Annotated in this window: 42 protein-coding genes and 1 tRNA gene; 15 read left to right on the top strand and 28 right to left on the bottom strand. The window is 46.1% G+C overall.

What is annotated here, in order from left to right; all coding sequences use genetic code 11:
- The first annotated feature begins 3 nt into the window (after positions 1-3).
- The 5 genes from GSQ19_RS18530 to GSQ19_RS18510 all read left to right on the top strand — a co-directional run bounded on the left by GSQ19_RS18530 (position 4) and on the right by GSQ19_RS18510 (position 4,757).
- A complete protein-coding gene (locus GSQ19_RS18530) occupies positions 4-240 on the top strand; it encodes a hypothetical protein (RefSeq protein ID WP_011319338.1) in 237 nt (78 codons plus the stop codon).
- Positions 241-388: 148 nt separating this feature from the next.
- On the top strand, positions 389-2,482 hold the full coding sequence (locus GSQ19_RS18525) for a virulence-associated E family protein (protein WP_011319337.1): 2,094 nt from the start codon (positions 389-391) through the stop codon (positions 2,480-2,482).
- Positions 2,483-2,780: 298 nt separating this feature from the next.
- Positions 2,781-2,921, top strand: a complete 141-nt coding sequence (locus GSQ19_RS18520; RefSeq protein WP_153228370.1) for a hypothetical protein — start codon at positions 2,781-2,783, stop codon at positions 2,919-2,921.
- Positions 2,922-3,410: 489 nt separating this feature from the next.
- A tRNA-Cys gene (locus GSQ19_RS18515) sits at positions 3,411-3,482 on the top strand.
- 168 nt (positions 3,483-3,650) lie between these two features.
- Positions 3,651-4,757: a site-specific integrase gene (locus GSQ19_RS18510; protein WP_013036481.1), complete on the top strand. Its 1,107-nt coding sequence runs from the start codon at positions 3,651-3,653 to the stop codon at positions 4,755-4,757.
- An 85-nt stretch (positions 4,758-4,842) separates the two neighbouring features.
- Here the strand turns inward: GSQ19_RS18510 and GSQ19_RS18505 are convergent, their stop codons facing one another.
- From GSQ19_RS18505 to GSQ19_RS18495, 3 genes are all read right to left on the bottom strand, one after another.
- The gene (locus tag GSQ19_RS18505; protein WP_013036480.1) at positions 4,843-5,196 is read right to left on the bottom strand and encodes a hypothetical protein; all 354 of its coding nucleotides are present in this window, start codon (positions 5,194-5,196) and stop codon (positions 4,843-4,845) included.
- Positions 5,197-5,271: 75 nt separating this feature from the next.
- Complete coding sequence (locus GSQ19_RS18500; protein ID WP_013036479.1) at positions 5,272-6,045, bottom strand: hypothetical protein; 774 nt, start codon at positions 6,043-6,045, stop codon at positions 5,272-5,274.
- Between the two features lies 1 nt (position 6,046).
- Positions 6,047-6,418 (bottom strand): hypothetical protein, encoded by a 372-nt coding sequence (locus tag GSQ19_RS18495; RefSeq protein WP_013036478.1) that lies wholly within the window; start codon positions 6,416-6,418, stop codon positions 6,047-6,049.
- Positions 6,419-6,456: 38 nt separating this feature from the next.
- Here GSQ19_RS18495 and GSQ19_RS18490 point away from each other — a divergent pair, with 38 nt between their 5' ends.
- Complete coding sequence (locus GSQ19_RS18490) at positions 6,457-6,657, top strand: hypothetical protein (RefSeq protein ID WP_158647790.1); 201 nt, start codon at positions 6,457-6,459, stop codon at positions 6,655-6,657.
- A 44-nt stretch (positions 6,658-6,701) separates the two neighbouring features.
- On the opposite strand, the gene GSQ19_RS18485 is transcribed toward GSQ19_RS18490, so the two are convergent.
- From GSQ19_RS18485 to GSQ19_RS30560, 3 genes are read right to left on the bottom strand one after another with little or no spacing between them, the layout of a single operon-like run.
- Positions 6,702-6,941, bottom strand: coding sequence for a hypothetical protein (locus tag GSQ19_RS18485; RefSeq protein WP_013036477.1), 240 nt, complete (start codon positions 6,939-6,941; stop codon positions 6,702-6,704).
- On the bottom strand, positions 6,931-8,142 hold the full coding sequence (locus GSQ19_RS30565) for a ParB N-terminal domain-containing protein (protein WP_159368354.1): 1,212 nt from the start codon (positions 8,140-8,142) through the stop codon (positions 6,931-6,933). Before GSQ19_RS30565 ends, GSQ19_RS18485 begins: the two co-directional genes overlap by 11 nt.
- Positions 8,048-8,869, bottom strand: a complete 822-nt coding sequence (locus GSQ19_RS30560; RefSeq protein WP_104010072.1) for a DNA cytosine methyltransferase — start codon at positions 8,867-8,869, stop codon at positions 8,048-8,050. The genes GSQ19_RS30565 and GSQ19_RS30560 overlap by 95 nt, the downstream gene beginning before the upstream one ends.
- 207 nt (positions 8,870-9,076) lie before the next feature.
- Here GSQ19_RS30560 and GSQ19_RS30555 point away from each other — a divergent pair, with 207 nt between their 5' ends.
- Complete coding sequence (locus GSQ19_RS30555; RefSeq protein ID WP_104010071.1) at positions 9,077-9,256, top strand: hypothetical protein; 180 nt, start codon at positions 9,077-9,079, stop codon at positions 9,254-9,256.
- Between the two features lie 184 nt (positions 9,257-9,440).
- Here the strand turns inward: GSQ19_RS30555 and GSQ19_RS18465 are convergent, their stop codons facing one another.
- Positions 9,441-10,466, bottom strand: coding sequence for a MarR family transcriptional regulator (locus GSQ19_RS18465; RefSeq protein WP_013036475.1), 1,026 nt, complete (start codon positions 10,464-10,466; stop codon positions 9,441-9,443).
- A gap of 278 nt (positions 10,467-10,744) precedes the next feature.
- Between GSQ19_RS18465 and GSQ19_RS30550 the strand changes: the two genes are divergently transcribed.
- Entirely contained in the window at positions 10,745-10,969 is a 225-nt protein-coding gene (locus GSQ19_RS30550) for a ribbon-helix-helix domain-containing protein (RefSeq protein WP_104010070.1), read from the top strand.
- Between the two features lie 141 nt (positions 10,970-11,110).
- On the opposite strand, the gene GSQ19_RS18455 is transcribed toward GSQ19_RS30550, so the two are convergent.
- From GSQ19_RS18455 to GSQ19_RS18430, 6 genes are all read right to left on the bottom strand, one after another.
- Positions 11,111-11,428 (bottom strand): hypothetical protein, encoded by a 318-nt coding sequence (locus tag GSQ19_RS18455; RefSeq protein ID WP_013036473.1) that lies wholly within the window; start codon positions 11,426-11,428, stop codon positions 11,111-11,113.
- Entirely contained in the window at positions 11,425-11,817 is a 393-nt protein-coding gene (locus GSQ19_RS18450) for a single-stranded DNA-binding protein (protein WP_104010074.1), read from the bottom strand. Before GSQ19_RS18450 ends, GSQ19_RS18455 begins: the two co-directional genes overlap by 4 nt.
- 23 nt (positions 11,818-11,840) lie before the next feature.
- On the bottom strand, positions 11,841-12,197 hold the full coding sequence (locus tag GSQ19_RS18445) for a hypothetical protein (RefSeq protein WP_013036471.1): 357 nt from the start codon (positions 12,195-12,197) through the stop codon (positions 11,841-11,843).
- Positions 12,188-12,364 carry a hypothetical protein gene (locus tag GSQ19_RS18440; protein WP_158647789.1) on the bottom strand — a complete coding sequence of 59 codons (177 nt, stop codon included), beginning with the start codon at positions 12,362-12,364 and terminating at the stop codon, positions 12,188-12,190. Before GSQ19_RS18440 ends, GSQ19_RS18445 begins: the two co-directional genes overlap by 10 nt.
- Positions 12,365-12,444: 80 nt before the next feature.
- Positions 12,445-12,624: a hypothetical protein gene (locus tag GSQ19_RS18435; RefSeq protein WP_041457275.1), complete on the bottom strand. Its 180-nt coding sequence runs from the start codon at positions 12,622-12,624 to the stop codon at positions 12,445-12,447.
- A 66-nt stretch (positions 12,625-12,690) separates the two neighbouring features.
- Entirely contained in the window at positions 12,691-13,245 is a 555-nt protein-coding gene (locus tag GSQ19_RS18430) for a hypothetical protein (protein ID WP_013036470.1), read from the bottom strand.
- A 301-nt stretch (positions 13,246-13,546) separates the two neighbouring features.
- Between GSQ19_RS18430 and GSQ19_RS18425 the strand changes: the two genes are divergently transcribed.
- Complete coding sequence (locus GSQ19_RS18425) at positions 13,547-13,801, top strand: helix-turn-helix domain-containing protein (RefSeq protein WP_224311896.1); 255 nt, start codon at positions 13,547-13,549, stop codon at positions 13,799-13,801.
- A gap of 225 nt (positions 13,802-14,026) precedes the next feature.
- Entirely contained in the window at positions 14,027-14,485 is a 459-nt protein-coding gene (locus tag GSQ19_RS18420; protein ID WP_013036468.1) for a hypothetical protein, read from the top strand.
- Between the two features lie 73 nt (positions 14,486-14,558).
- Here the strand turns inward: GSQ19_RS18420 and GSQ19_RS18415 are convergent, their stop codons facing one another.
- From GSQ19_RS18415 to GSQ19_RS18370, 10 genes are all read right to left on the bottom strand, one after another.
- The gene (locus GSQ19_RS18415; RefSeq protein WP_013036467.1) at positions 14,559-14,936 is read right to left on the bottom strand and encodes a hypothetical protein; all 378 of its coding nucleotides are present in this window, start codon (positions 14,934-14,936) and stop codon (positions 14,559-14,561) included.
- A gap of 98 nt (positions 14,937-15,034) precedes the next feature.
- Positions 15,035-15,817 (bottom strand): hypothetical protein, encoded by a 783-nt coding sequence (locus GSQ19_RS18410; RefSeq protein WP_013036466.1) that lies wholly within the window; start codon positions 15,815-15,817, stop codon positions 15,035-15,037.
- Between the two features lie 92 nt (positions 15,818-15,909).
- A complete protein-coding gene (locus GSQ19_RS18405; RefSeq protein ID WP_158647787.1) occupies positions 15,910-16,311 on the bottom strand; it encodes a hypothetical protein in 402 nt (133 codons plus the stop codon).
- Entirely contained in the window at positions 16,280-18,235 is a 1,956-nt protein-coding gene (locus tag GSQ19_RS18400; RefSeq protein WP_013036465.1) for a hypothetical protein, read from the bottom strand. The genes GSQ19_RS18405 and GSQ19_RS18400 overlap by 32 nt, the downstream gene beginning before the upstream one ends.
- Before the next feature lie 175 nt (positions 18,236-18,410).
- Positions 18,411-19,016, bottom strand: a complete 606-nt coding sequence (locus GSQ19_RS18395) for a hypothetical protein (protein WP_013036464.1) — start codon at positions 19,014-19,016, stop codon at positions 18,411-18,413.
- On the bottom strand, positions 18,983-19,183 hold the full coding sequence (locus GSQ19_RS18390; RefSeq protein WP_158647786.1) for a hypothetical protein: 201 nt from the start codon (positions 19,181-19,183) through the stop codon (positions 18,983-18,985). Before GSQ19_RS18390 ends, GSQ19_RS18395 begins: the two co-directional genes overlap by 34 nt.
- Complete coding sequence (locus GSQ19_RS18385; RefSeq protein WP_013036463.1) at positions 19,176-19,439, bottom strand: hypothetical protein; 264 nt, start codon at positions 19,437-19,439, stop codon at positions 19,176-19,178. The genes GSQ19_RS18390 and GSQ19_RS18385 overlap by 8 nt, the downstream gene beginning before the upstream one ends.
- Entirely contained in the window at positions 19,415-19,684 is a 270-nt protein-coding gene (locus GSQ19_RS18380; protein ID WP_013036462.1) for a hypothetical protein, read from the bottom strand. Before GSQ19_RS18380 ends, GSQ19_RS18385 begins: the two co-directional genes overlap by 25 nt.
- A gap of 8 nt (positions 19,685-19,692) precedes the next feature.
- Entirely contained in the window at positions 19,693-19,944 is a 252-nt protein-coding gene (locus GSQ19_RS18375; protein WP_158647785.1) for a hypothetical protein, read from the bottom strand.
- A gap of 79 nt (positions 19,945-20,023) precedes the next feature.
- Positions 20,024-20,329: a hypothetical protein gene (locus tag GSQ19_RS18370; protein ID WP_013036460.1), complete on the bottom strand. Its 306-nt coding sequence runs from the start codon at positions 20,327-20,329 to the stop codon at positions 20,024-20,026.
- A gap of 451 nt (positions 20,330-20,780) precedes the next feature.
- Here GSQ19_RS18370 and GSQ19_RS18365 point away from each other — a divergent pair, with 451 nt between their 5' ends.
- Positions 20,781-21,092, top strand: coding sequence for a hypothetical protein (locus GSQ19_RS18365; RefSeq protein ID WP_013036459.1), 312 nt, complete (start codon positions 20,781-20,783; stop codon positions 21,090-21,092).
- Complete coding sequence (locus GSQ19_RS18360; RefSeq protein WP_158647784.1) at positions 21,089-21,259, top strand: hypothetical protein; 171 nt, start codon at positions 21,089-21,091, stop codon at positions 21,257-21,259. The genes GSQ19_RS18365 and GSQ19_RS18360 overlap by 4 nt, the downstream gene beginning before the upstream one ends.
- Here GSQ19_RS18360 and GSQ19_RS18355 read toward each other — a convergent pair.
- Positions 21,240-22,169: a tyrosine-type recombinase/integrase gene (locus GSQ19_RS18355; protein ID WP_013036458.1), complete on the bottom strand. Its 930-nt coding sequence runs from the start codon at positions 22,167-22,169 to the stop codon at positions 21,240-21,242. The genes GSQ19_RS18360 and GSQ19_RS18355 overlap by 20 nt on opposite strands.
- 105 nt (positions 22,170-22,274) lie before the next feature.
- Here GSQ19_RS18355 and GSQ19_RS18350 point away from each other — a divergent pair, with 105 nt between their 5' ends.
- The 3 genes from GSQ19_RS18350 to GSQ19_RS18340 are packed head-to-tail and all read left to right on the top strand — an operon-like array spanning position 22,275 to position 23,425.
- Positions 22,275-22,508, top strand: a complete 234-nt coding sequence (locus GSQ19_RS18350) for a hypothetical protein (protein WP_013036457.1) — start codon at positions 22,275-22,277, stop codon at positions 22,506-22,508.
- Between the two features lie 34 nt (positions 22,509-22,542).
- The gene (locus tag GSQ19_RS18345) at positions 22,543-22,818 is read left to right on the top strand and encodes a hypothetical protein (protein WP_041457272.1); all 276 of its coding nucleotides are present in this window, start codon (positions 22,543-22,545) and stop codon (positions 22,816-22,818) included.
- 1 nt (position 22,819) lies between these two features.
- Complete coding sequence (locus GSQ19_RS18340) at positions 22,820-23,425, top strand: hypothetical protein (protein ID WP_013036455.1); 606 nt, start codon at positions 22,820-22,822, stop codon at positions 23,423-23,425.
- On the opposite strand, the gene GSQ19_RS18335 is transcribed toward GSQ19_RS18340, so the two are convergent.
- The 4 genes from GSQ19_RS18335 to GSQ19_RS18320 all read right to left on the bottom strand — a co-directional run bounded on the left by GSQ19_RS18335 (position 23,408) and on the right by GSQ19_RS18320 (position 26,340).
- Entirely contained in the window at positions 23,408-24,130 is a 723-nt protein-coding gene (locus tag GSQ19_RS18335; RefSeq protein WP_013036454.1) for a sigma-70 family RNA polymerase sigma factor, read from the bottom strand. The two genes, GSQ19_RS18340 and GSQ19_RS18335, sit on opposite strands and share 18 nt — an antisense overlap.
- 263 nt (positions 24,131-24,393) lie before the next feature.
- Positions 24,394-24,873, bottom strand: coding sequence for a hypothetical protein (locus GSQ19_RS18330; protein ID WP_013036453.1), 480 nt, complete (start codon positions 24,871-24,873; stop codon positions 24,394-24,396).
- A gap of 224 nt (positions 24,874-25,097) precedes the next feature.
- On the bottom strand, positions 25,098-25,682 hold the full coding sequence (locus GSQ19_RS18325) for a 3'-5' exonuclease (RefSeq protein ID WP_013036452.1): 585 nt from the start codon (positions 25,680-25,682) through the stop codon (positions 25,098-25,100).
- Between the two features lies 1 nt (position 25,683).
- Positions 25,684-26,340, bottom strand: coding sequence for a hypothetical protein (locus tag GSQ19_RS18320; RefSeq protein WP_013036451.1), 657 nt, complete (start codon positions 26,338-26,340; stop codon positions 25,684-25,686).
- Between the last annotated feature and the right edge of the window lie 62 nt (positions 26,341-26,402).

Raw genomic sequence — 26,402 nt, 5'->3', positions numbered from 1 at the left:
TTAGTGGCTAACAAAGCACAGAAGAACTCCGTCCGTACTGAGCTTACAGAAGCAGCACGTCTAGAGCTAACCTACCATCTGGCAGCTAACCCCAAACCTGAGACAGCTACAGAAGCTTACTTACTTTGGCTGGCTTGGTGTCTAGAGTGGCAAGAAATGACTAAGGCACAGGCTACAGAAATCTTAGAACAGACAATTAACAAGCTCACACAAGCTCTCTCTCACTTGTCCAAATCTTAAGTAAACCGACCGAAGCAAAGCGAGTACGAAAGTGAACCAGCTTTGCGAACTGGAAGTTCTAAGCAAACCAAAGAGCCGCCAGTGCAGCGAACACATGACGGCTCTAGAAATCCAAAACAAAAGCAAACCGCAGGGAGGCGGTTAACTCATGAAATCTATTAACCCAATTCTACACCAAAACTCTGACTACGCGCAAGCTGAAACCTTCTTAAGCTTGCTATGTGGAGACTCAGAAACAGCCGTCACTTGGCAAACCTTTGACGACAGCGACAGCGAACAGAAAGATAGAACACTAGCCCAGTGCTGGCACGATACGTTAGCAAGCTCGTGGAACAAACTGCAACGACTGAACAACAAAGGTGCTGGCGTATTTGTCACAGTGCAAGAGACAGACGGCACAGGAGAGCGCAAGACAGCAAACGTAGTCCAAGTACGCGCGTTGTTCATCGACTGTGATAACGGTATACCCGATAGCTGGCATTTGCAGCCCAGTCTGATTGTCTCTACCAGTGCTGACAAGTGTCATGCTTACTGGTTGCTAGATGAGTCTGTGCAAGCGTCAGCCGATGAGTTCAGAGGTTGGCAAGAAAGGCTGATTGCTCACTATGGCTCAGACAAAGCTGTGAAGGACTTGGCGCGAGTCATGAGGCTACCAGGGCTACTGCACAAGAAAGGCGAACCCAAGCTGGTAACTATCTTCGAGGCTTCGGGTACACGGTATGCAGTAGATGAGATTATGGATGGGTTACCAGAAGTTGGCAAGCCAGCCAAGGTAAACCAGCCTAAGCCTAACTACTCTGATGCGAACTTCAGAGAGAAACTAGAACATTTTGCCAACAAACTAAAGCAAGCCAAGGAAGGCGAACGTAACAGCACTCTGAACTCTACCAAGTACACCTTAGCTGGCTTGTTCCCTGACAAACTCGAAGACATTGACAACTGTCTATTCACTGTTGCAACCGAGTGTCTAGGTTTGTCTGAAGAGGAAACCAGAGCAACGTTAGCCAGTGCAAACACAGGAGCCAGTAAGCCGATTACACTAACTAGCAACGGAGGCAAACGAAGCAAGAGTAACCTTATGCGGGATACCTTAGAGCAGTTATTTGGCAACAGCTTACAGTGGGATGAGATGCAGAATAAGCTTAGGTTCAGAGGCATTCACATGAGCATAGAGAAGCTACATGATATCTGTGAAAGAGAGTTAGACCTAGACCTACCGTTCGATAACTTCCGTAGGATTGCCTCTGTGATTGCACAAGACAACCCGTATCATGCTGTCCGTTCTTACCTCCAGAGCCTCACAGCCGCAGAAGACCCAGAGCCTATTCTGTCTGCCCTCTACCAAGCAATGGGAATCACCAACCGTTTACATAGGCTGTATGTTCGTCGTTGGCTTGTGTCTGCTGTTGCTCGTGCGCTTAACCCAGGATGCAAGGCTGATTGCGCGCTTGTGCTACAGGGTAAGCAAGGCATAGGTAAGACAACATTCTTTAGCAGTCTATTCGGTGAGTCCTTCCAGACGCTAGGGGAACACAAGAGCGACGTAGACCAACTGTTAGCCATGACTCGTAGCTGGTGTATCGAGTGGGGCGAGATAGAGAACGCATTCAGTAAGAAAGCCGTGTCAGCCATTAAGTCATTCATGAGCATAGAGCGTGACACCTACCGTAGACCTTACGCCAGTGAGCCTGACACCTACCCAAGACATTTTGTTATTTGCGGAACAACGAACCAGAGCGAATTTCTAACAGACAGCACAGGTAATCGTAGGTTTTGGGTTGTCAACTTAGACCAACGAGTAGACACCAAAGCCGTAGAAGACATGAGAGATGATGTCTGGTCAGCCGTGTTAGCTCTGTTCTTGGCTGGTGAACGCTGGCACTTGGAAGGCGAGGAAGTCGAGAAAGCAGCAGAAGATACAGCCCAATACGAACAAGATAACCCTTGGACAGAGAAAATAACAGCCTACACAGCGCGTCACAACCCTTGTACTGTTGCTGACATCATGGAAAACGCTTTAGGCTTCGACGTGAGCAAACTGAACGATAAGAAAGCACAGGGAGATGTTACAGCTATCCTTCGTCAACTTGGTTACACAAAAGAACAGAAGCGGCTTAACGGTGTAAAAGCTAGGTACTGGTATCGCCCAACCCTAGAAAACACTAGCACTGACGACGTAAGGGTAACTAGAGACAACATCCCTGCCGAAGAAAACATAGAATACTCAGAAGACCTTTACTAAGTTAGGTGGAAACTTACTAAGCAGGCAGAAGCCTCCGCAAGCCAGCCTTAGTTGACATTTACGTAAAGCCAGCACTTGTTAGCAACAGGTGTTGGCTTCTTTGTGCCTTGCCTCCTTGTCCCAGCCTAAGCTGTCGTCTTCACCTGGGGACAACTTGCTAGGGACACCTAAAACCTTAGTATGACTACACCTCAGCTTTCTGTCCCTTCTGTCCCCACTGTCCCAAGGAGTTATAAGAGTATAAGAGTATGTGTAGTAGTTACGCATCAGAGGGGCAGAGACAACCGAAGATAGAAAGTTGTCCAAAGTCTGCAAAACCTGGGGACAACTAGGTACACCTGGGACAACCCAGTTACAGCAAGACTTTCAGCCTGTCCCTTGTAGTTGTCCCAACGTGGAGACACCTGCAACCTTGGGACAGCAAACGCAGATTATGTAAAGGTTAGTGAGAGTCTGTAGACAGCCTGTAAACTACAAGAGCATACTTTAGTTATCTGCTACACCAAAAGCCTTAAGTTGTATGGATAACTACGAACGATACTACCAACGAAAACACGGAAACAAAAGAATAGTTGCTGGTTCAGAGCCACCAGAAGAAGGGTTAACGGTACAGAAAGGCGCTATAGGTAAAAGTTTACGCAGTAAATTGTTAGCTCTACTGATAGCAGGTCTAGCTTTCGTGACTCCTAAGCTTCCTATACTGGTCACTAAAGGACTCAGCAAACTACACATCTTTAGGCAGAAGCCCCAAGTAGAGAGCGTAAGACATGACTCGTGTACCGCCACACTTCAGCCTGATTGTAAGCTAACAAAGTAAAGTTGCTTTTACGTTATGGGTGAGTTATATTAGGTAAGCTAGTGACTTATGGCTCCTGTTTGGCTCCTGTTAGCGCAGATGTAGACAAAGCAAACGCCAGAAAGCCAGTGTGGCGGCATAGCCAAGTGGTAAGGCAGAGGTCTGCAAAACCTCCATCCGGCGGTTCAAATCCGCCTGCCGCCTTTAACAAACTATTTGTCACAAACCCTTGCCCATCAAGGGATTTGTTGTTTCTATGTTAAATCACAGTAAGGCATCTGGGGTAAAACTGGGGTAGACAAGCATAGTCCAGAATATGCCAAATTATGTCAAAATACGGCGAGGTATGCCAATGACATAGTTACAAATCTAGTGACAATTGACGAGAAAATCGACGAAGCCAACGCGAAACTAAAAGCAGCTAACACCAGGGTATCCATTGAGCGGCGGGGTAATAAGCTATGGTTACGGGCGACGTTGCCACCCAAACCCCACATTGATAAGCAGCAACCTTATCAACAGAAGGTATCGCTTGACTTAAATGCTACGCCAGCCGGCTTGCAATCAGCCATCATTAAAGCCAAGTCGATGGGAGTGGCGCTGGACTCTGGGAAATTTTCTTGGGATAACTGGATCGAAACACCAGGGGAGGAGCAAACTATCTCCCAGTGGTTGGAGAAATTCGAGGATGACCACTGGCAGAGAACCAAGCGAACAGATGCGGCGATGACTACCTGGAAGGATTACCGGATTATTTTTGGTAAGCTCCCAGGCGATCGCACTCTCACCCTTGAAGCTCTACTAGAAGTAGTAAAAAGCACAGAACCTGACTCCAGAACCCGTAAGAAAACCTGCACCTATCTATATAAATTAGGAAGATTTGCATCCCTCGATGGAGTGGAAGCAATCAAGGAATTAGCTGGTAACTACTCAGCCGATGCCGTGCAGCCGCGTAAGCTTCCCAGTGATAAGCTTATCGCTGAGTATAGAGAGACTATTAAAACCGAGTCTTGGCGTTGGGTGTATGGGATGCTGGCGACTTATGGTTTGCGATCGCATGAAGTATTCCATCTGGACTTGGAAGATTTCCCAGTGGTGCGGGTACTGAAGGGGAAAACAGGAGAACGATTTGTTTACCCCTTGTATCCTGAATGGGCTGATAAGTGGAACCTACAGGATTTCCAGCCACCAGAAATTGACAAGAGTTTCAGCAATGCCAAGCTTGGGACTAAGGTGTCTGGGTGGTTTTATGATCGTAAAGTTCCGTTCAGGTCTTATGATTTACGCCACTGCTACGCCCGGCGGTGTTTTGAATTTGGATTAGCTCCCGATTGGGCGGCTGGGTTGATGGGACACTCCCTACCTGTGCATCTCAAGACTTATAGGGCTTGGATTGATGAGGCCACCTATCGACGGGCTTATGAGTTGGTGATCAATCGGAGTGATCGACCGAAGCCACCCTGTTTACCTAGTGGGTAGATTAATTACCTAGTGGGTAGATTAATTACCTAGCGGGTAGCCCCCTAGATAATCAATGACACGTCTTTGTTTAGTATGACTTAAGTTAAACGGTTTTGCCTGTAATTATGAGGGTTCTAGCCTGAACCCCTACAGATTCAACATCGAAATATTCCCCGTAGGGATGCAGTATTTTCACTTCTAAATCTGCGTCAAAGTTCAGTAAAAATTCCAAAAGTTCTTTAACAGTCATTTCTGTTTCGGGTTCTGTATCCTCATCCCCCTCGTAGGGTTCGCTATATTCCGCGTGAAGTTCTATGATTTCCAATTCAGCTTGAACGTGCCTCAGCCAATGCTCACGGTCATCTACGCAATTTTCTGGTGTGTTTGGCAACTCTATTTCTATTACCAAATTTTCAGGAATACTTTTTAATAACGTTACTAAAAATTTATTCTTCATGGTTAGGAAATTTTCTCAGATCAGTGGAACGTTAGATTTCAATCTTCCTTACCGAAAATCTAATCGATAATGAGGTTACTGCTCATGTGCTTTTTTATCCAACGATTGAAACTCTTCACCCCAAGGAATCATACACAGCACCACCACGGCGTTCGTTAAAGGCACTTCCCATCTTCCTGCGATGATCTGTGATTGGGCGGTGGGACTAAATTCAATCATGATAAAACTAGCGGCAATTACTTTCTGAAGCAATGGCAAATTGCGCTTGACTTTGAGAAAATCAACTATTTCTCCACAAATCAACCTGTGTAATTCAATCTCAGATTTAACCAAATTTTCTCGCAGAAAACGCACTCTATCCGACCTTAAGTCTTCAGGATTAATGCTCAAAATGGCATTGTCAATTGCTTCTTGTACGTTATCGGCAGTGATAAGTTTGCGAAACCAAAAGCAAGAACCGTCAATAGGGTAGCGTTCTTTTGCCCGTTCTATTGACTTGTTCTCAACAATCGCTTGCTTTGTTCTACCTTCACGGAATGCGTGTTTAAAATAGATATCCCAAAACCAAGTTTGTAATAGTTTAAGTCGTTGGTTTTTAGCTTCCCTTGCTTTGCGCTCTAACTCTTCTTTGGTGTAACTGGAAACTCTGAGTTCACACTGTTTGACAAGTGCTGGATCTGAAGCTTTGAAGTGAGCAAAATGTGCTGCTGCTCTTTCTGATTTTTGCCTCAGAAATACTCCTGACTTGCACTCAGGGCAAATCAATCCCAGACGTTTGTAATCATCGTAATCAACATCAACTGCATCAATCAGTTGACCGCCGTAACGAATACTAGAAGCTAGTCGCATATTAATTATCTAAATCAAATAATCTTTGCTGTCCGTGGTACTCGCGCTTAAGTCGCTTTTTTCGTGCCATTGCCTTCAAGTCATACCGGCAATGGCAGACGCTGCACAGTGCCTTCAGGTTTTCCCTCCGGCAGTCTTCAGGAATGTGATTGAGGTGGGCAACCGTGAGAATAAACCGAGCAGGTTTATCAATGATTTCATCAAGCAACTGGGATGGTGTTTCTGTCACAACTCGGTCAATAAAATCGCTCAGGGTTTCACCAGATCGCCTACATTCTCTACCGCATTCCTGGCACTTCCAGCCAGCTTCGGTTTTTATCTGTAGAGCGATCGCATCCCAATCGTCTGGGTATCGCTCACGTTGCATGGGCATGATTACAATTTTTCAAAATTGAGCAAAGTCCCATTCCCGTGGCAATACCTTTCGTATTGAGCAGCCTTGTACCCGGTCATGAAGCTTTCGCGGTCAAGCAAAGCAGGAAGGTTTTGGTATCCAGCCTCCATACCCAGTGCGTAGCACCACCCAGTCATATATGCTTGATTGCCTATATGTTGTGGGAATTTTTTGTCACAACAGTCCCCGTATCCCCTGTGCCAGTCGTCGTAGTGTAAATTTCCTGTTTTATCAGGGTTGATTAAGTAGGTTTCCAAATAAGTCATCTTCTTCCCGCCGGCACTTGCCTGAGTTTATTCACTTCCACTAAATTGATTTTGATAATGCGTTTAAGCGCCCCGTCGCGGCGGTCATCCACCCAGTGAATACCTTCCTTCCATTCACCGGAATCAATCCGGCGGATGATACTCCGGCGGCTATACCCGCGCCCAAGCTGGCTTGATGCTTCGGCAATGGTGACCAACTGTGATAAGTCAACCTGTAGCAAATTACTACGAGGCATGGGGCATTTCCTCCCGGCGCTGTTCTAAAATCTCGGTTGCCCAAGCGATTAGTTTTTCTAAGGTTTCATCGCTTCGGGATGCGATCGCACTCCAAAGTTGCTCATCAGAAAGGTGTTTGACAAAACCACTAACATCTTCAGGTTGCCTTTGGTTAATCGCACTCCATACCTTTTGGAAATTTTCTTCTGGTAGATCATTAATCCAGGTACTGAGTTGATCGCCTTCACCAGTAAAAGGTCTGTCATCTACTAGGCTATGGGGTTCGCCTTGGTTGCGTTCTACGTCAGGTAATATCTGTGAGCGATTACTCAACCCTAACTCGGTTGCTTGCTGCTCCACCTCTTGCTCGATTGAGGTGATAGCTTCTGGTTGAGTAATTTTCCCAGTATCTAGCAATTGGGGAGCTTCGGTTTTTTCTAAGCACCGAGGATGAATATAACCACTCGGCAATATTCTTCCTTCCCTATCAGTTGCACCGGGTAAAGGAATAATGAAAACACCTTTACGCTTATCAAGGTTTTGGATTTGGGCGATTGTCCCCCAAGGGAAATCAGTCCCATCAGCGATACTCTCTTGTACCCGCACCCAGTCACCTTCACTGAACTGGGAAAAATACCCGACCATTTCCCGTTCTTGCTGGATGTTGATAACAGTGCGGTAGCCGGATTCTGTCAACCGTAAATATTTAGCAACTACCCGCGCTGACCATTTACCACCCTGGCAGTTACGGCGCTCAATCTCGCTTAAACCAGGAACGGATTCTAGTAGTTGGCGCGATCGCACTTCATCCAGCCCATCCAGAGTATCCAAGAACATCTCTATCCGTTTACGTTGGTCTTTAGCCCGGAGTTGGTAGCCGTGGTCAGTGTTTGACTGACAGCTAAATAAAATAGCATCTACGAGTTCGCCCGGTCGCAGGTCAACGTAAATTTGTTTTTTAACAGTATGGGCGGCTGATACCCGGTGATGCCCATCGCCTACATAGATTTTCCCCTCAGATGAAAGGAAGGCTACAGGCAAAGGCTCACGATACCAATCCCATAAATCTTCCTGCATTACTTCAGCAAATCCCTGCACTACTTTGACATTAGCGGCGTAGGCTGCATCAACGTAGTAACGATACTGTGTCCCATGTTTGAGAATGATTTTCTTGGGGTCGATCCATTGTTTCCCACAGGTATTTGACTCGCTGGAGGGCAATTGCAGCTTGCTGGGGGATGACTGTTCTGCCGTAAAGGATTCTTGATTGTAGTCTTCCTGATTGAGTTCTAGGTTCAACCCCGAAAGGCACTTCGTCCAGTTCGTCGGGAATCCAGAGATGGCTGCCATCGCCTCTACGCTCAATAGTTGGGAATCTGTAATTAGCCCTAACTTCCTCGCAGTGCGATCGCACTTGGTCGTTCCACCCGGTCGGGAAGTTTTCCCATCCAAGGCTGTTAAGGTAGGCAATTGTAAAAAGTCTGGTGCGGCGTTGCGTTGCTCCAACACTAGCGCTCGGTAGGAGGATCGGATCTTCCCACTGATATCCTGCCATTCGCAGTCCGCCAAGGATTCCTCGCAGGCCTCTATGAATAATTCCTTCTGGCTGCTCGATAATGGCGAATTTAGGTAATCCCTCAACAACGCAACGGAGCGCTTCCAACCACAGTCCTGATTTGTCTCCGAGTAATCCTGTTCTGTCGCCGGCGTTACTTGTGTTGTCGCAGGGGAACCCGATTGTGTAGAGGTCGGCGGCTCCTGGTTGGGGGTGGTAGTCTCGGATGTCGCCGTGGTAGATGTGGTGGGTAAAATTATCTCTGAGGACTTGGACGGCATCGTTATCAAGTTCGACTGACTCAACCCATTCAAATCCGCCGATGAGTTCGGCTGCTCTACAGAATCCGCCGATGCCTTCAAAGAGTCCAATAGTTCTAATTGGTTGCCGCATACTTGGAAATTTTCCCTTAAGTCTTCAATGGTGCATTGCAGTTCATCTTCGCCAAAAGTGATGGTGAAAATGTTTTTGTCTTCACTGCTGATTAACCCGGTGCGTGTTCCGTCTGTAACGTACTGCCCAACTTGAAATTTTGGCAGGTGATAATAATCTGCACCGTTGTTACAAACTAGTCCGTCTCGCTCTAGGTCCTTGAGAGCCATGCCAATTTCCAACATGGAGGCTTCAAGTGCGATCGCAATCTCTGTTTGGGAACGAGCAATTATTCGGGTCTTTAGGTATCCCAGGATGCGTTTTTCTGTTTCGGATCGGGGATTGGGGATTGGGGATTGGGGATTGGGGACTGGGGAAGGTGAGGCCCCCTCTGGGGATAAGGGGTAATGGGGATTGGAGGAGATGATTTCTGAAACCCAGTCGGGGCGAGTCCAGATGACTTGATTTTTATTGCCAACGACTACAGGGACTTTACCTTTTTGCAGGGAGTTACTAGGACGGTTAGAGCCAATTTTCCCGCGTTTCCCCTTGTGGTCGCCTTTGGTGATTTTTACTTCTGTTCCTGGTTTCATCATGACTGACCCCCATAGGCGGCGAGTTCATCCCAGTTCATGTTGTAGGCTTCAGACAATTTGAGCATTTTTCCTGTTTTGTAGATGATAAAAAACTCTTCCCGTCCAGATGAAGGAGAAAAAAGCCGGCTGACGTTTTGAATCAAGCTATCCCGGCGCTCTCGTCCCCACGTTCGCGCTGCTGTCTCCCACCAAGCAGCTGCATCCATGCGCGGCTGCCAGTTGCGAGTGATGGCGGCAATAGCGCTGGCGATTGGGTTTTTCAGCCCGTTTTTGCCAGCTTCTTCTTCTAGGGCGGCGATGTTGCGGGATAGTTGGTCTTCTGGTTTTTTGACAAGAAGTTCGCGGATTTGCCCAGATAGGGGAACATCGATGGCGCGCAGGCGGTTGAAGAATGGGGTGAGGTCGCGGCTTTTCTTGGGTTGCTCAATTTGGCAGTCAGTGTCTGCCGAATCTGCGGCGGGTTGTTCTTGTGGTGAGGGTTCAAATACTACCCCAAGAGATGCGCTGATGGCCGCTTGAATTTCTTCCTCACTCATTTCTTCTTCAGCTTCCACCACACACTCGTTTGTTGGTGGATCTAAAGATGCTTGATCAGTTTTCTGTGGATCTGTATATAAGGTGAAAACCTCACTTTGAACATCGGAAGGTTCAACTTGAGCATCGGATGATTCGATTTGCTCTTGGGAAGGCTGATTTTGCAAAAGCCTATCTAGGACTTGGCTTTGAAATCTATAGTAGTATGTGTGTACTTGTCTGTCTTTGTTGTGCTTTTCCTGTAGAACTAGCCCCAATTCATGAAGTAATTTTGCAGATTTGGAGACAGTTGCCTTGCCGTATAGTCCTCCAAGATAATCAACTAAATCCTGTACTCTCACCTTGAAGTAATACCCTGGCTGTTCTTTCGTTGCCCAGTTTTGAAACATACCGAGCAAGTCGGCTGCACAACGCCTAATGTGAGTCGTGATATTATCAGGGGGTATTAGGTTGAACAGTCTTAAATCAGTTCTGACAAAGGAGGTCATAGCCTGCCTCCTCTGTCGAGCGATAGATTTTTATGATTAACGACTAGAAAAACTTTTTGTAAATCAGGCATAATCCGATCCTTACTATTGTTAGCTGCCCCTCCACAGGGCAGTTTTTTTATGGTTTTACCCAGTACATTATCTATGTAATCTTCCCAGTGTGAATGTTAACATTTCATATATAAAAACATCTATAGAAGATGGTTATTTATGAAATGTTTACAGGATTCACTGCATTACATATGTAAAATTAGGTGGACATCAAGTGGAACAGGACAATGCCAAGCAGACCTCAGCCTCACAAGGGCGCGAAAACCCGGCACGCGGAATATGGGGAGAACAAGAAGAATGTGGTGATTTCGATAACCCCCAGTGCGATCGCGGAGTTGGATTCACTCTCGGACAGGTTCGGCATCAGCCGCAGCGAACTAGTGGAGAGGTTCGCGAGGGGAATGATTTCACCCCAGGAGGCGAAACTTTTGGGGGAACCCTTAGCCAGCTAGTTGAAGATTGCAAGGAGCAAATAGCTGGCAACAATCAAATCATCGACACCTTGCAGTCCATGAACCAGTCGCTAGAAGAAAAAATTGATTTTTATCAGCGACTGTTAAAGCAGATCAATGTACAGGAGTGAGCAACAGGACTCACTCCTGTTTTGTTATGCGGTCAATTTCCAGGTCTTCTAGTTCCATAAGTAGTCTGGATGCCTCTGGATCTGCATTGGCTGCTTGAGCTTCTAGATACCTTTCCATCTGGTCAAACAGGCCGGATGGGAGTGTGATGTGATGTTGTGATGGTTGTTGTCGCAGGTAGTTTAAGAAGTCTTGCAATTGTTCGTTGCGTAAGAAGTTAAGGCTTGATGTGTCGTGGTGTTTGGTTAAATATTCCCGTACTTGTTCAGATGACAAGTTAAGACGCTGGATTTGGTTATCAATTTCTTTCATCAATTCGGTGTAGTTCATGCTTCTTTACCCTGTGGATAACTAATTAAATTGGTGACTTTTTCGGGTATAGGTTCGGCGTTGCTGTTTCTCGGCTTGAAAGTGATCAGGCGTTCATAGATAGTGTTCTCGCCATCCTTGCCAACGGCGCAACTAAACCAGATGGCTGCACTGTATTTATTAGCGGGTGAACGCCGTAAGAAGGAGCGTCCACCCCAGGAGACTACAGCCGCGCCGTATTGGTCGTGTTTTTCGACTACTGCCCCTATAGATTCCCAGTCAAAAGTAAGAAACTGTTCGATTGGGTATTGGTAGTTGGGAGCCTTGGGGGTGGCTGGGGCAATGCGTTCTAGGGCATCGGCGATGCGGAGTAAGACGGTCATGAAGAGTTGAAATTGGTCATTGTTCATGCTGAATACTCGGTAGAGTCCTTTCATACTCCGATTTCGTTATAGGCTTCTAGTCTGGCTGTTTCTTCTCGTTTGAGAAGCTTGAGGATGGTAAATTCGTTTTTTAATTGCTCTAGTTGGATCTGTGCGCGATCGCGTCCATAAATCCTAGCGGCAAGGTCTTTGCTTAAATATTCATAGTCTCCACTGGAAGCAATTAGTTCAGCCTTTTTGGCTTTGCGCTGAGAGTCGTTTTTTAATTCTGGATCAAAGGCTACCTGTAATTCAAATTGATTGCAGATACGGTTAAGGGACTGGGAAATTTGCTCAATCTCTTGGTTAAGATCAAGAATCTGGGTTTGGATGTATGCGATCGCACCTGGGTAATCTTTTAGTTCCATCGGGTTCCACTTCCTATACATGGGTTACAAACTGGCCCACCGTGGTTTGGCGGTATGTAAGTAGTTGTTGGGGGATTACTGCCTGGTCTACGGCTTGCGCCTCTATGGTCTTCGGCGTAGGCTGCGGGATTGGATAGCAAAATAATTATGACTAGGATATACTTCATGGCGTGTACGTGTACTTATGTGTGTTTGTGAACTGAGCGAATGCCATCGACCGTTTTCAGGGGTTGCGGTGGCATTCGCTCTACTCGGCTTTTTTAATGCACTCTTCGAGCCTTGCCCAAACTTCGTTGGTATGATGGATTGCGTCTTCTAGGTCTGTTACAGTGTCACTGTGTACCTGATGCAATAACGGATACTTTTTGACTTCCTGTAGGGCGGCGTAGGCGATTTCAATTTGTTCAAGTGCCTGCTCTAAATTCATAATGTTTTTACTCACAATGTTTGTTTGATGGATAGCCGGCTCATATAGGGGAGCCGGCTTTTTACTTTAGGTGATGAGCGCCAGTGAACGAGACTCTAGTAAGGCGTAGGTGGCTTCTTGGGGTGTGGCGTAGACAATTGTGTGAGAACATTTACTCGGTGGGATATTTGAGTAATCCCTATCAGGGATTGAAATTATCCAGAAGGTGTCCCACTTCATGCTGATTGTTCCTACGAGGGTTCCACCGTCGAACACTTCCCAGGTGACCGCAACCTCACCTCCGATTTGGGCGCATTTGATGGTCAAGCCGCCGATTTGGTAGGATTCGCCAACGGTGGGTAGTGTTACGGGTTGGCTGTTGTTGACTTCGGTTGTTTGTTGGGCTGCTGCTTGTTCTGCCAGTTGCTCTTGGATTGCGGTGTAGAGATTGGGGAAGATTGCGATCGCATCTGTCAGCTTTTTAACTTCGGCTACTAGTTGACCGTCGAAGAAGATACCGTAGGGTGCGCGGGAGTTGGCGTTGATTGGTTGAATAAGTAGGTCGTAGGTTTTGGCTATTGCTTGGACTTCGCGGAGGGTGTAGCGCTTTTTGGCTTGGCTTTTTGTGTCTGTATATGTCATGATTAGTTCAAGTTTTTAATTAATTCGTTTTGATTTAAGTTGCACTGCCGTTGGCGCGGCGGTGATTTTTTTTGGAAAGGGTGCATCTGACACTGCACCCGTGGAACATCTAACCTAAGAAGCTTTGGGAAGTTTTCCCGTTTGCCTCTATAACTAATATATTAATCGCTACGATTAACAGTGTCAATGCGTGTGACTAAAATATTATTTGCAAAGGTTAACTGGTTAGTGGATAAAGCTTATGGGTATATTGGGGAAAGGATTAATATGAAAGAGTAGTACTGTGAAAATTTCCCAAACAATGTCTATCAAGTGGCGATTAGCTGTATTGATGGCTGATAGAGAAGTTGACTATAAAGACCTGGCAAAAATGACGGGGATGCACCCGGTTACAGTCAGTAAGCACAAGAACTCTAAAATCATGCCCTCAAGGCTAGAAAGCGAAACCCTAGAAAAGTACTGTGAAGCATTGAAATGCCAACCTGGAGAGCTACTGGTATGGATGCCTGAAACAAAAAAGCAGGAACAGGCTGACGAGCAGACAGCAGTAGCATGAATTGCCCATTGAAACACTCGCCACACTTTCTACTGGTGAGTGTATTTTTTTAGGCAACATAATCTATAGAATAAATGAGGCTTTTTGTTCACATCACATATATCAATAGGTAATGCGGTTAGAGCGATCGCAGGCTTTGGGAAAATTTCACACTAATTCCGCAACACCCCGATAGCCCAACCCAGAACACCGTTTTTATGGTGGGATAAGTTAGCCGGGTGAACCATGAACAGCCAAGATATTATTCAAGGGATAAGAGCTTATATTGCTCTAGACGGACAAATGGTAATAGTTGCAGCCGATGGAACCTATCTAGGGATAATAACCGCCGATGTTTCACACCCTGAATCAATCTGTAACCCCCAAGGCAATTACGGAAGCATCTACTCAACTACCAGCACACAAAACCCTAATTCTCTATACGGTGGAGCGCATGGAATTTATAGCCCCTACAATCCGCACTGCGTCCAACCGCCACAGCTAATAGTCAATAATCAGAACGCTGGTGTAATCAGTATCAACCCACATTTACCACAACGGGAAAGACACGACCTAAATATGATTTTAGGTATCTTACTGGGTGCAAGGTATTCAGCTAAGTCAATGGCTGAAGTTGTCTTAGATTCCTATAGCCAAAACCGAGCAACGAGCGCCTGGCTAATGAATCAAACCTTGGGGTTTTAAATACTCTGGGAAAATTGCTCATAAAAAAAGATGGGTAAAATTTTTATTTACCCATCCAATCAAAATCAACTATTTACAAGGCTTCTCCACAAACCTGAAACCGCAACATATCAGGGTCAATTCTTAAACTGGGTTTTAATCGTCGGTCTTTTGAAATGATGTCCACCACCTGTCCGTTCTCTACTAATGCCGGTGGTCTACCTGCCCGTGGGTTGTATGCACCCAGTTCAGAGTACGTACCACCGTAAGTCCCATACTGGTTAAAAATGCTGTTCTCCTGATAGGGACTGCCATAAGTTCCATATTTATTACAAATAGACTCTTCAGCGTAACTATCACTACTCACCAACCCCAGATAGGAACCATCACCACCCATAATTACAGCCTGGGCATTAGCGACGGCGGGTAACAGAACTAGAGAGAAAGCAAAAGCAGACAGAACCCTTTTCATGGCAGATGGTTTTTGTGTGTTTTTTCCATCAAAGTCTTTCTGGCTGTATAAAGCCTCAGAAAAATCCCTCGTTACATCATGAAGAATTGGTGAATTAATCAGCCACGGGTCAAGTCTGTAAAATGAAGTGCGATCGCTTCCCTTGTTTCTCTACATTTCAAAGCAATCCCACTTAGGTGATGGCGTATTCGCTCATAACCCAAATCCCACTCAACACTCCGTTGCAGGCATTCAAAACCAAACAGAATGATTTTTAGGTGTTTGTCAATAACTTCAAGTTTTTCCTGTCTTTGCTTCCTCTCCCACTTCTCGATCCAAGGACGCGGTAGGCTGTTTGGGTTTCTCCCCAAGATGTAAACCTGTTCGAGAAAATCGATTTTATCTTCCCAGTTGCCCTTTAAGCACCAGCCTTCATGGTGTCTACTGGCTTTTGTCCAGGTGATGAGTTGAATTTTGTGCTTATCCCAAAGCATTTGTCTGTGGGTGCGGTCAGTGTCTATTAAGTGTAGACAGCATCCAGGAACCGCCATGAGGATGTATGCCGGGTGAGTTGGGTCAAAATAAGATACCTTTCCTTTGGTTAGCCAGAGATATTCACAAATAGCCCGCCACAGAAAAACATCTTCATAAGTTACACCACGATTCCAGGTATCAATAATTGCCCGGCAATGGCTCATACCATCGTCAACATCTAAGCAATCAGGTAAACGCCCATCGTGACGGCGGTAGCCTTCGTTGTTGTAAATTATGAATGCCCAGTACATATCATGCTCGTTATAACTGCCACTGCCACCGCCGGCGTAGATGCAAATGTGATAGTCGGCGTATGGTTGACAGCAGCAAAATTTCTGGGCTTCATCTAGGTTGAGTGGTGGAATCATGGCGTTGTAGCTGATTGTGTATCTCTTGTGTCCAATTCCAATTGCTAAAGGTCAAAAGTATGATGATGACCATTGCAATACCCACACATAAATCAAATAGATTTTGTTGCTGATTTTCGTCGGTCGTGAATCGTATTTGATATTTTCTTCGAGGCCGCCTCATGCTTCGATAACCATCCCTGTCTTAATCGTTTGTAAAACTGCGGGGTGTTCTTGTTTCGCCACACTCCCTGATACCGATACTGCCGCCAATTCCTGCCGAGATGCGCCTGGGTATGACAGGAACTGCACAAACCAAATAAATCAACCCCAGCCTTATAGGGGCCAAAGTAACAGGTGTGATGGGTGCAGGTAGCTCTTTTGCTGCACAACACACATTTATTCCCAGTAGTCCGCCGCACCTCCAAAGAAATATCACTCCAGGGCTTGCCGTGCAATTCCTGGGAGCGCTTATCGTACCTATCATCCCAGTTTGTATTTGAGCGCTGTACCACCACCCGTCACCTCCCCTATACCCATAGCTGCTAACCGGGTGAACCATTGCCGCACCTCTTCAGTTGATGCGGTGGAAATTTTCCCACGGTTGCGATCGCGCTTAATGTCCCGCGCCGTTACCCAATCCCCCCGCTTGCGTTTGGCGTATTCAGCCACGATTCGCAGTTCTTCAGGTAGGGCCCGTAGCGTTTCTTCCCAGTCGGCTTGTTCAATAAGGTTTTCAATGGTTTCAATTTCCTCCCCTTCCCTCAGTTCCACCTCGCCGTCAAAAGCAAAAGCATTGGGTGGTGGCATCTGAGCAATAAATGGCATCTCATTTTGAATTGCCACCAAGCCAAAGTATTGTTCCTCCGGCTTGTCGATACCTTGCAACTTCCTTTGTCTGACCAATGCCAACCGCGCATATATTTGTTGTCTGAGTTTGGTTTTCAGTTCCCTGGTGGTTTTGAGTTCATCCAGTCCCTTCAAGGCCATTGCTGCACCCAAGAAAAAGCGGCTGGCATTTTCTGCGTCTGGTCGCTGTAAACCATAGTTAGAGCAGTTGGGATTTTGGCCAATTGCGATCGCCACATTACGAGTTGAACGACCGACCCAAAAAGCATTCTTGAGTGGTTCGGAAAATTCATTACCATATCGCTCATGCAGCGCTGCGGCCTCATCAATCACCCAGATAGTCGGTGTACGTTCTGGCAGGGGTAGAACGTAATTAGGATCTGCAAATAGTTCTTCGTCGATTTCTTCTGCGATCGCTTTGGCTTCATCAAGTCGGCGGTCAACTTCTTGTCCCATGTCGGCTACGCCAGTAATGGAATTTTCCCACCCCCGATAGTTTGGTTTGATTCGCTTGCCGGCGATAATCCATTCACTGTCTGGGAATTTCGGGTCAATGATTACCAGTTCTGGTGCAAGACTGTAAACCTGTTCTAACTCCTGATTGGCACAGCAGATTAAGTTACTTACCAGTACAGACTTACCCGCACCCATCCCACCGTGAATTAAGCAGCTGAAGGAAACACGAATTGCTCGACGGAACCAATCGGGGTCATCGGGTTCAATGACGGCGGGTAATTCTTTCGGGTCGTCGATGACGTTAGCCAGCAAACTTTCTTCAGTTTCGTATCTGGGAGCAAAGCGAAATTCCCAGATACATTCATCCTCATCCCACTGGATAGCCGGCTCACCCAGCTTTACCAGCGATGCTACCTCTTTAGATAACCCCTCCAGTTTCCGGGCGTAACCCGGTTCAACCGCAATTGGTTCCAACTCCACCCAGACGCTAACCTCACGCACACCGGGGACTTTTTGAAAAGCAACCATCCGGCAGTAAACTTGGTTTTGTTCCAAAGCGTCCAGCAGCATTTGAGCAACCCAGGCCGCGAACCCTTGCTTGGGGTCTGGCCTGTTTGCCATTCTCATGATTTTTTGCTGCAAGCCAACGATAGTCCCTTCCCGCAGCCGTATCTCCGCCATGTACTGTTCGGCTTGCTGTTGCAGTAATTCCTTGTAGTGGTCTTCGGTCTGTTGCAGCAGTTCGCGGAATTTCCCCTCAGCTTGCAATAGATTTTGTTCCCATTGCGCCAACTGAGTGCTTTTAGTTTGCAGTTGCGATCGCATCTCTACCAATACGCCAGCCTTCTGCTCAATCTCTTCCAGCCTAGACTGAGCCGATTTTTCCACCTCGGTTAAAGCCGATGTCCGCCAATTTTCCCGGTGCGCTGCGGCAATGAGTTCATTCTTTCTGGGTAAGGGATTTGGAAATTTTCCCAGTACCCAAGATGAAATAAAAAATCCAATAGCCGTGGTGGGCAACAAGACACTTGGCTCATACAGCCCCACAATAATCAAAGTGTGGGCTGCTGCTATCTGAACCACCCCACTCCATACCCCAGTACCGCGATTAGTATCACGCCTGACTTGAGCCATATTTCCTGATCACTTGGTTTAATTTCGCCGTAGTTCCTTTGCCAGTGCCACCAGCCGTAGAAAGCTAGGCTGACGGCGGTGAAGATAAAAAATAGGTGCGGCTTGAATATCAGGGTGATTCTGCCTGATAACACCGCACCTGAAAAAACAGTGGTGTAAAGGGTTAACCAATACATTACAGAATCATCACAAGTTCGGGTGTGGGTGGCAATAAGCCGCTTATATTTTGCATCAGGTCAGGTAGTGCTACCTGTACCTCAATGCCGTCGAGTTGCCGCAGAACTGTTTGATGGCTTAAGTCTTCGCGCTTGACTTTATTACTAATCATTAACTCTTCAAGTTCCATCTTGGCTTTAGTGAGATTTTCCCGCTTCTTCTCCAGTTCAACATTTTGGCGCTCTATCTCAATCGGCATGGCTGCGATCGCAACTCTGGCTTCATTCCGAGAGATGCGATGTTCAGCAACGGCAGATTGAAACTTATTCCAGGTTGTTGATGATTTGGTAAGGGCAGTTGCAGCTGTAATTTGGGCTTGTCCAGCTTCAAATAATTTCTGATGGGCAACGTGCTTTTTCTTGAGGGTGTCTTGTTCGGCGGCTAGTACATCCCAGGCGTTACCAATGTTTTTGTATCTAGCAATTTGAATGTCTTTTTCCTGGCTTGTCACTCCACCAGGGGACACAGAAAGGCGCTGATTTTGCGGTTTGGCAGGGTTGGTGTAGTTGTCACCAGTTGTCAGGTGTAAGCCTATGGCTGTGGCGGCTTGGGTTGTGTCTTGCATAGTTCCAAAATTTCATCCATTAAGATTTGTCTTCGCTGATATTCTGTTTCGTTCTCCCGCTTGAATGTCTCCCAGTTGCACAGAGGCATTCTCGCTTCAAATCTTCTACCCAACTCAAACTCAATGAAACATAAAGCGTTGAGTTTTTGCTTCAACGCATTACTCATCCTCGTCAGTAATTCCAAATAATGTGAGTGTGCCTTTGGTGAATCCAGTCCCCAGCAGGATGGACAATGAAACTAATGCAGCGCCTGTGAAGAGGTCTTTCTGTCGTCGCCAGTACTCATTGGTTGTGAATATTTCCGCACCTAATGAGCCAATCGCGCCTATTCCAAAAAATCCCGTACTCCAAAGACTGGTGGCTGCAACACTAGCCAAGAAAATATTGGTGATTGTATTTATCTGGGTGGTGACTGTACGCATTCCATGATTCGACTGCGTTCTTGGGTGATTGCTTCTTGTTGCCATATTGATTTTTGTGAGTTCATTTCTTGATGTTGTTTGAATAAGACCCCTCCAGATGCGGCGACAAATAAAGCAGCCGCACCTATACCCAACATGGGCATGAGGTTTTGATTGGCGGAAGTTGTCGCCGGGGGACGGTTAGTAGCGAACACGGGTTGCCAGCCAATCATGTTGGTTTGGTCTACTTCTGGGTGTGGCTGCATTTGGACTCCTAACAAGTAGAGGAAGATGTACCAGTTGATTCGCCAGAGGAGGGTAGCAGTGCTGGTGTGATCACCTTGCCCTCCAGAAGGGCTTGGTGCCTGGACTCCAAAGGGGAAAGCATTCCTCCCGAAAAAGGAGTAAACATTGCTGGTTCTACATCGCCGTAGTCACCAAGGGCGAAATCCTGCATTGCCATTGCGATCGCATTATGGACAACAACCTTTTTAATCGTCCGTTTCATGTCCAGCGACATCGACATGATCGTGTCGTCAACGCTGCCGTTAGGTTGTTCTGGGGACTGCGAGTCTGTTGGTTTGTCGCTGTTGGCTCTACCTGTTCTACGATTTGTCACGCCAAAAAACCTCCATGTGTTGTTTAATTGAGTTCTTTGCCCTGTCTTTGCGTTGTATTTTTACCAGTTGGGCATATTGGTAAATAATTTCTGCACTGGTGCGTTCAAATCCTGTGCTGTAGAAGTACCAATCAAACTTCGGCACTTTCAAGTTAATTAAGTCATCGCGGTATCTCTCTAAGGTGGAGAGCGAAACACCGCATACAGCACACATCGTCTTGGTGGGGAAGAAGTCAACCCCTGGCGCTACATCATCCAGTGAAAGAATTTTGGGGCATTCCAGAACAACCATTCATAATTCCGTCAAAATTTCGTCAACAACTCCCAATTAAAAACCCCACAGCCAGGTGTGGGGTAGCGGTTGAATTTCGTAGTTACGTCCGTCAAATTGCCGGTACAAGAAAAGGCGGGGGCTGCACTCTACCTATAGTCTGCCAATAAAAATCAAGCAGTTGGCAGGTTAAAAAAACCTGGGGTCGCGGGTCGTCTGATGCGTGCGAACAATATCTTTCAGCTGTTCTGCGATCGCAGGTCATATAAAAAGCTAACTGTGTTAATGAAAGATTGTACTTTTCTCGAAGCTCTCTTGGGTGCATACTAAAATTGCTCCTTTAGTAGGTTACGACTACTTGAGGGGAAGTCCCTGGTGTGTCAGCACTGGGGGCGATACCTTAATAAACGCATGATACCATAGTCTCAGCTACTAAGCAGTAGCAAGGGTAAGCATAGTAAGGGTATCGCAGGTGGATATAGATAAACTAATTGAAGTTCTCAAGCAGCGCGGTATTATCACCGAAATCATCGACAAACGCCCAGGGGTGCCAAAGCTCCCAGCGCAGTTGTATTTGAGATTGGTTATTGCATCACTAGCCACCAGAAAAGATATCAGCGCCTGCATCAGTACTGCGCTGGAAACCTACACTATGCGAAACGCCGAGAAGCATTTAGATGAAATCAAAATTCAAGCGGCGGCGGTTGATAAGGAGCCGGAAGAATATTTAGCGGATGCGATCGCGGCTAGATTGGGGAAGAAAAGTTTAGAAGATGAGCAATGAAATCCCACTTACCATCAGCCTTAAAAAGCTGGCTAAACAAGCATGAAGCCTCTGTTAAAGCACAGATTAATCTATTGCAACAAAATGGAGTTAAGCCGCCGTATTACATCCGGGTGCGTATCAAAGGTGTTCACTATGAAGTGGATGTCACAGCTTTAGTAGGTTAACTGCCCGTTTCTTCGCCGCATCCCCACGCCTGTCATACTTCGCCGTAGTCGCCGGGTCAGCATGACCCATGAGCTTTTGTACAGTCACAATATCAACCCCAGCATCCAGCAAGTCACCTGCAAAAGTCCTTCTAAAATCGTGGGGCGTAAAATTCTCAATACCTGCTTCTTCACCCCGTCCCAGCATGATTGACAATACAGCTTGATCAGAAAGCCGTCGCCACACCAAATTACCAGATTTGCTAATCGGGAGTAGCAACGGACTAGAGTCATCACCCCTGATTTTCACCCATTTCTGCAAGTATGCGATCGCACTTTCAGGAAAAAACACCACCCTATCCTTACGTCCCTTCCCCCCTCTGACCTTCACACTCCCTTCATTCAAGTCAAGGTCAGCTAAATCCAGGTTCACCACTTCACCCCGGCGCAACCCCACCCGGAGTATCATCAACATCGCCGCATCCCGAACACCAAATATTGATTCATCTTCAACGCAGACATTGAGCAATTTTCCCAGCTCATCAGAAGACAACGCCCTACCTTTAGGCAACCCACTAGACTTAACTCGCTTAATATCAGCAGCCTTGGCGTAATCTTCCGGTGTCATTTGCCCCAGGCGTTGGGCTTCCTTGAGTACCCGCCGCAGTGCAGCCAGCATCTTGTTTGCCGTCGCAGGTGCGTACTTCTCCATCAACTCAGCCCGAATTGCCATTGTGTGCTGATACCGTAGTAGCCCCCACGGGCAGTTCATAGCATCACAAGTTTGATTAGTGGCAAGGAGTGCGATCGCATCCAATGCCTGCTTCATCGTCCGGCGGCTACCTTTACCCAGTGAGGCGAGGTAAACAGCAGCCGGATTAAGTGAGGCTAACCTATCCCCAGTTTCTAAAACTAAAGCAGCTTCTTCCATATCCTAAGCTGCCCAATGTACAAAGTATTTAATTTACTCAGTGATAATTCTGAGTTAAAAAAATAACTTTACGGCGCAAGATTAAATATTAATAAAAGATAAATTATGCCATTAGTAATTGACGAAGCCAAAGGCTGGGCATCAATCCAACTCACAGCCGCAGTATGTAGACGAGATAGCCAGAAGGTATCAGAACTAAGCCAAAAGCTGACAGCTTTGTACGACGACAAAGAAATTCAAGCTATTTGGAAGAAAGTAAAACTACTACTAACCCAGGAAGATATCACCTGGCTAGAAACCACCTTGACGGAACTATCCCAACTGCAATTAGCAAGCTAGGGCAACTTAGAGTATAGTCTTGACCTATGCTCTTATGGAGTCCATTGACAATGACCGTCCATCCAGTGGGTTGACGCTGGTATTTCAAAAAGACAAAAAAATTCATTTAGACCCATTTGAGTTGCTGCTGTGGCTACTGCTGATGATGCCAGTAGGAATTACCGTCAGAGATGCTTGGCTGGGGCAATTACCGTTTCGAGAATCTATTGAGCGAATAGCTCTTATATCTGGCTTGGGTGGGTTCATTCGTTTGTCTCCCACCGACCGAGTGAGCAATCTTTTGTCCAGCTTCGACATCGGGAAAAAATAATGTGGCATGGCTCACCCGATTACGAAGATGGATTAGAAAACTATTTCGACCTGCATCAAAGCAGCGCACTAGCCCAACCATCATCAAGAGATGGTATGGAGCCAACTGTGCTGTACTGCGACTTGAACGCAACACCCAAGGGGCTGTCGCAACCTATAGGATCATTCCCAAACAAAGCAGCCCTGACTATTTACTCACACTTGATTACCTCCCCGAACTGCAAGCGGAGATGGTTGGGGAGTTCGGCGGGACAGCTTTCCGGCTTCGACCATTACCTTATCCACATAATGCTGCGCTTACACATCGCTTTGCAGTTTGGGAAATTTACCCTAATAGCAGTAACCGGGCTATTGGTGTGTGGGATGTTGATTTACAAGGTGCAACCGGAAACTGGTCACTCCGAGAACTTGCACCCAAACGAGCAATACTCGGAGTTGCGCTGCGTCCCTTGCAGATAACTAATTCCAGTAAAACACCAGACATGACTTGGCTTTCCCAGGTTGATAGACTCAATTGGCTGGGATTACTGGAGGAAAAAATCAGGCAGGAATTGAGCAACCCTCGCCACAGTATTAAGGCTTGCACAATCCTACCCGTTGATCATTAAGACTGCATTTACCAATAAGGTTTTAACATCTTTGCCTTTACCAGATGCGATCGCTGTCCTCTTCACTTCTTTAAGCGGTTCATTCTGGAAGAAGAACATCTCGATCAACTGTTGATTAGCTTCATCTAACTGGCTTAACGAAGACGGTTCTATGGTGGTGGCAATAGGTTTAACCGGTTGTTCTTGAAATGATAATGCCGACAAAAACCGTTTCATACTTACTGTGTCAGAACCTCCGCACCCTTCGCTCCATTCCAGTGTGAGAGTAAGCAAGTTATCGATGTTAAACAAATTGCGATTAACCCCTATGGCTTTGGCTTCTTTCCATTGCTGTTGGGTGCAGCCTAGAGCTTTTGCAATTTGCTCATCGGTTCCATGCAGCTTCTTGCCTCGCTGGTACAAACTCTGAAGCGATCGCGGAATCTTCACAGTACTGGCTTTGTCTCTCAGGTAATGCCGGATCTCCCCTTTGATGTACGGGCAAGCAAATGAACTAAAAGCATTGCTTCGGCTTGGGTCAAAGCGCTCAATGGCTGTCAACATTCCTACCCCCGCCAACTGAATTAAATCTTCTAGTGGTTCATCACAACAGATTCTATATTGATGGGCAATCTCGCAGGCCAGTTTGTAATGGTGGTTGAAAATGCGATCGCGCAGTTGCCGTGTGGGATTGTTTCGGTACTCTCTAAATAATTCAGTGGTCATAAGCCCCTCCCCAGGTGTGCATACCCCTATGATTCCCACCACAGGCTGGATGCAGGGCATCGGCAGGGTTTATTTTTAGCTGGGGAAAACCCACTTTGAAAGTAACACCAAGTGTCACAAATTTTTTGAACCCTTTTTTGGGCGTGAAAACTTGGGTTTCATGTCTTTATGATACTGATGACATTGTCCACAGTATTTGTGAATTATATCGTTTTGGTTGTAGGAAATTTTCCCACATTGGGGACAGGTGATTGATTGCTCGTTCAAGGATATAACTTTCTATACAAGTCACCAATTTTATTTATATCTTCCCGGCTCAACGGGCCACCAATTCTTATTTCTAGTTCTTTCAATCTATCAAAGCATTCACCTAAGTCAACCATTTCTGCACAACACTCAGATTTTTTAACGGTTACACCAAAATTGTGTTTTAGTATTTCGATTACCTGTTTCCTGGTAAAACCGTGAATCAGGTACATGGAATGAGAATGTCCCAAGGGAGGATACCCAATCTCTTGACGCATATTATTTACGTCTTTGGCACTTGGGAAAAATTCTAGAATTCTTAGTCTATCGCCCTCATTCATGCACCTAGAAAAAATAATATGCAATGACATCAGACTTTTTCCTATACCAAATCCAAAAGGTGCGTCTTCTCCTTTTACCGCAACCCCAGGATTCTCGTTCAGCCATGCGATCGCATTGGGGTAAGAGTCAAATTTTAAAACCACTAGGTCTTGCATAGCTACAATTCCAAATTCAAAATAGATTGGGCAACTGATCGCGCACAATCAAAATCTTCACTCATAACCGCAGAAAGCAAATCGCTTAACTGAAATATCCTCGCTCTACATACCTCACATAAAAAGTGATTGGGAGCAGGAAAAGATGTCACTCGATTTTGTTTGCAAGTAGTACAAGTAACTTCAACATTCTTCAATATGGGAATTATGTTGTCTTTAGCCATTTAGGCACTCCAGTCACTAGCATTGAGTAACCCATCTTGCCACTTTTGCAGAAATTCCCACGCTGTTTTGTTCCATTTGGCATCCGCGATCGCGCTATGCTCACCCTTGCCTTGTTCGGGCAACTTGGGGTTGCCTAATTGGTCGCACCATTGCTTGATGTCTCGACAATACATCGGGAAGCCTTGGGGTAAGTCAATCATCCTGCCGAATAGTTGGCAAAACACAACCCAGTCATAATCAGCGTAGTACCCCCAAAACTCTGGCTTGGAGATGTGATTTGACAAGTAATATTTGCCAGGGCATAAGCTCCCAGGTGTGCCGTAAGTGCATCCCAAAAAATCCAATACAGCCAATTTCAAGTCTTTTTTTGTGTACCAGTTTTGGGTGTTGGGGGTTGGTTCGTTGACCGGGCGAAATGGCAAATGAATCAGAACGTTCTCTTGGACCCATTTACTCGCGTGTTTGAAGTCGCAATCCCAGTTGATACCGTAAAATTCCCGCCCGTCTTCGCAAACTATACCAATACTGATTAAGTCGATAGTTTGACCGTCTTCAATGAACTCTGTGTCAATAAAATATTTCATGCTACTCATCATCCTCATTGCCTTCTTCTGTGTCCACATTGTAGGAAATAGGAAAAATCTCCCCTGGATTGAATGACATCCTGTACATCATCAAAAAACCCTTTAGTCTGTGCTGTCTAACAGATATCTTCTCAATCTCGTCGAGCAGATGGTCAGCGATATTTTTATGGTTGATTCTGCCGAAATCTTCGGTGAGAGGGTTTCTGTATCTTCTTTCCGGCTTACCAAGAGTTTCGTCGTGCTTATCTAAAGCGCTAGTTACGTCTAGTATTTCTCCCAATCCAGGAAAGATATGTGCTGGTTCCATCTCATCTGCGAAGAACTGGGTGCAACACCTCTCTGGCAGATGCGATCGCAAATTAGCTATCACCCCTCTTTTGCCCAGCCCATTCAACCTGATTTCAATGCCATTTTTTAATAACCAGTAAACAAACCGAGGGTCTATGTCCTCTGGATACATATCAAAGCAGTACCATTTTTCCTTAAGGTCTTGCGGCTTTTCCTCTGGTGAAGTCACTGCAACAGCAGCACTCGTCCAAGCCTTTTGAATAGTCTCTGGGAGATTTTCCCAATCAGGCATGGATAAGCCTTGATAGTTTTTGAAATCGGTTGTTTGACCGTATGCTCGATATGCTTTTTTAGCTAATTCTTCACTCATAAATTACTTTTGAGAACCGTAGTTCTCAATTGTAATCTTGGTTACGACGGTTGAGGGCAACT

The organism is Trichormus variabilis 0441, assembly GCF_009856605.1.
Taxonomy (GTDB): Bacteria; Cyanobacteriota; Cyanobacteriia; order Cyanobacteriales; family Nostocaceae; genus Trichormus; species Trichormus variabilis.
Note: the sequence above shows the minus strand (reverse complement) of the source record. Positions and strands in the feature narration are given on the sequence as shown.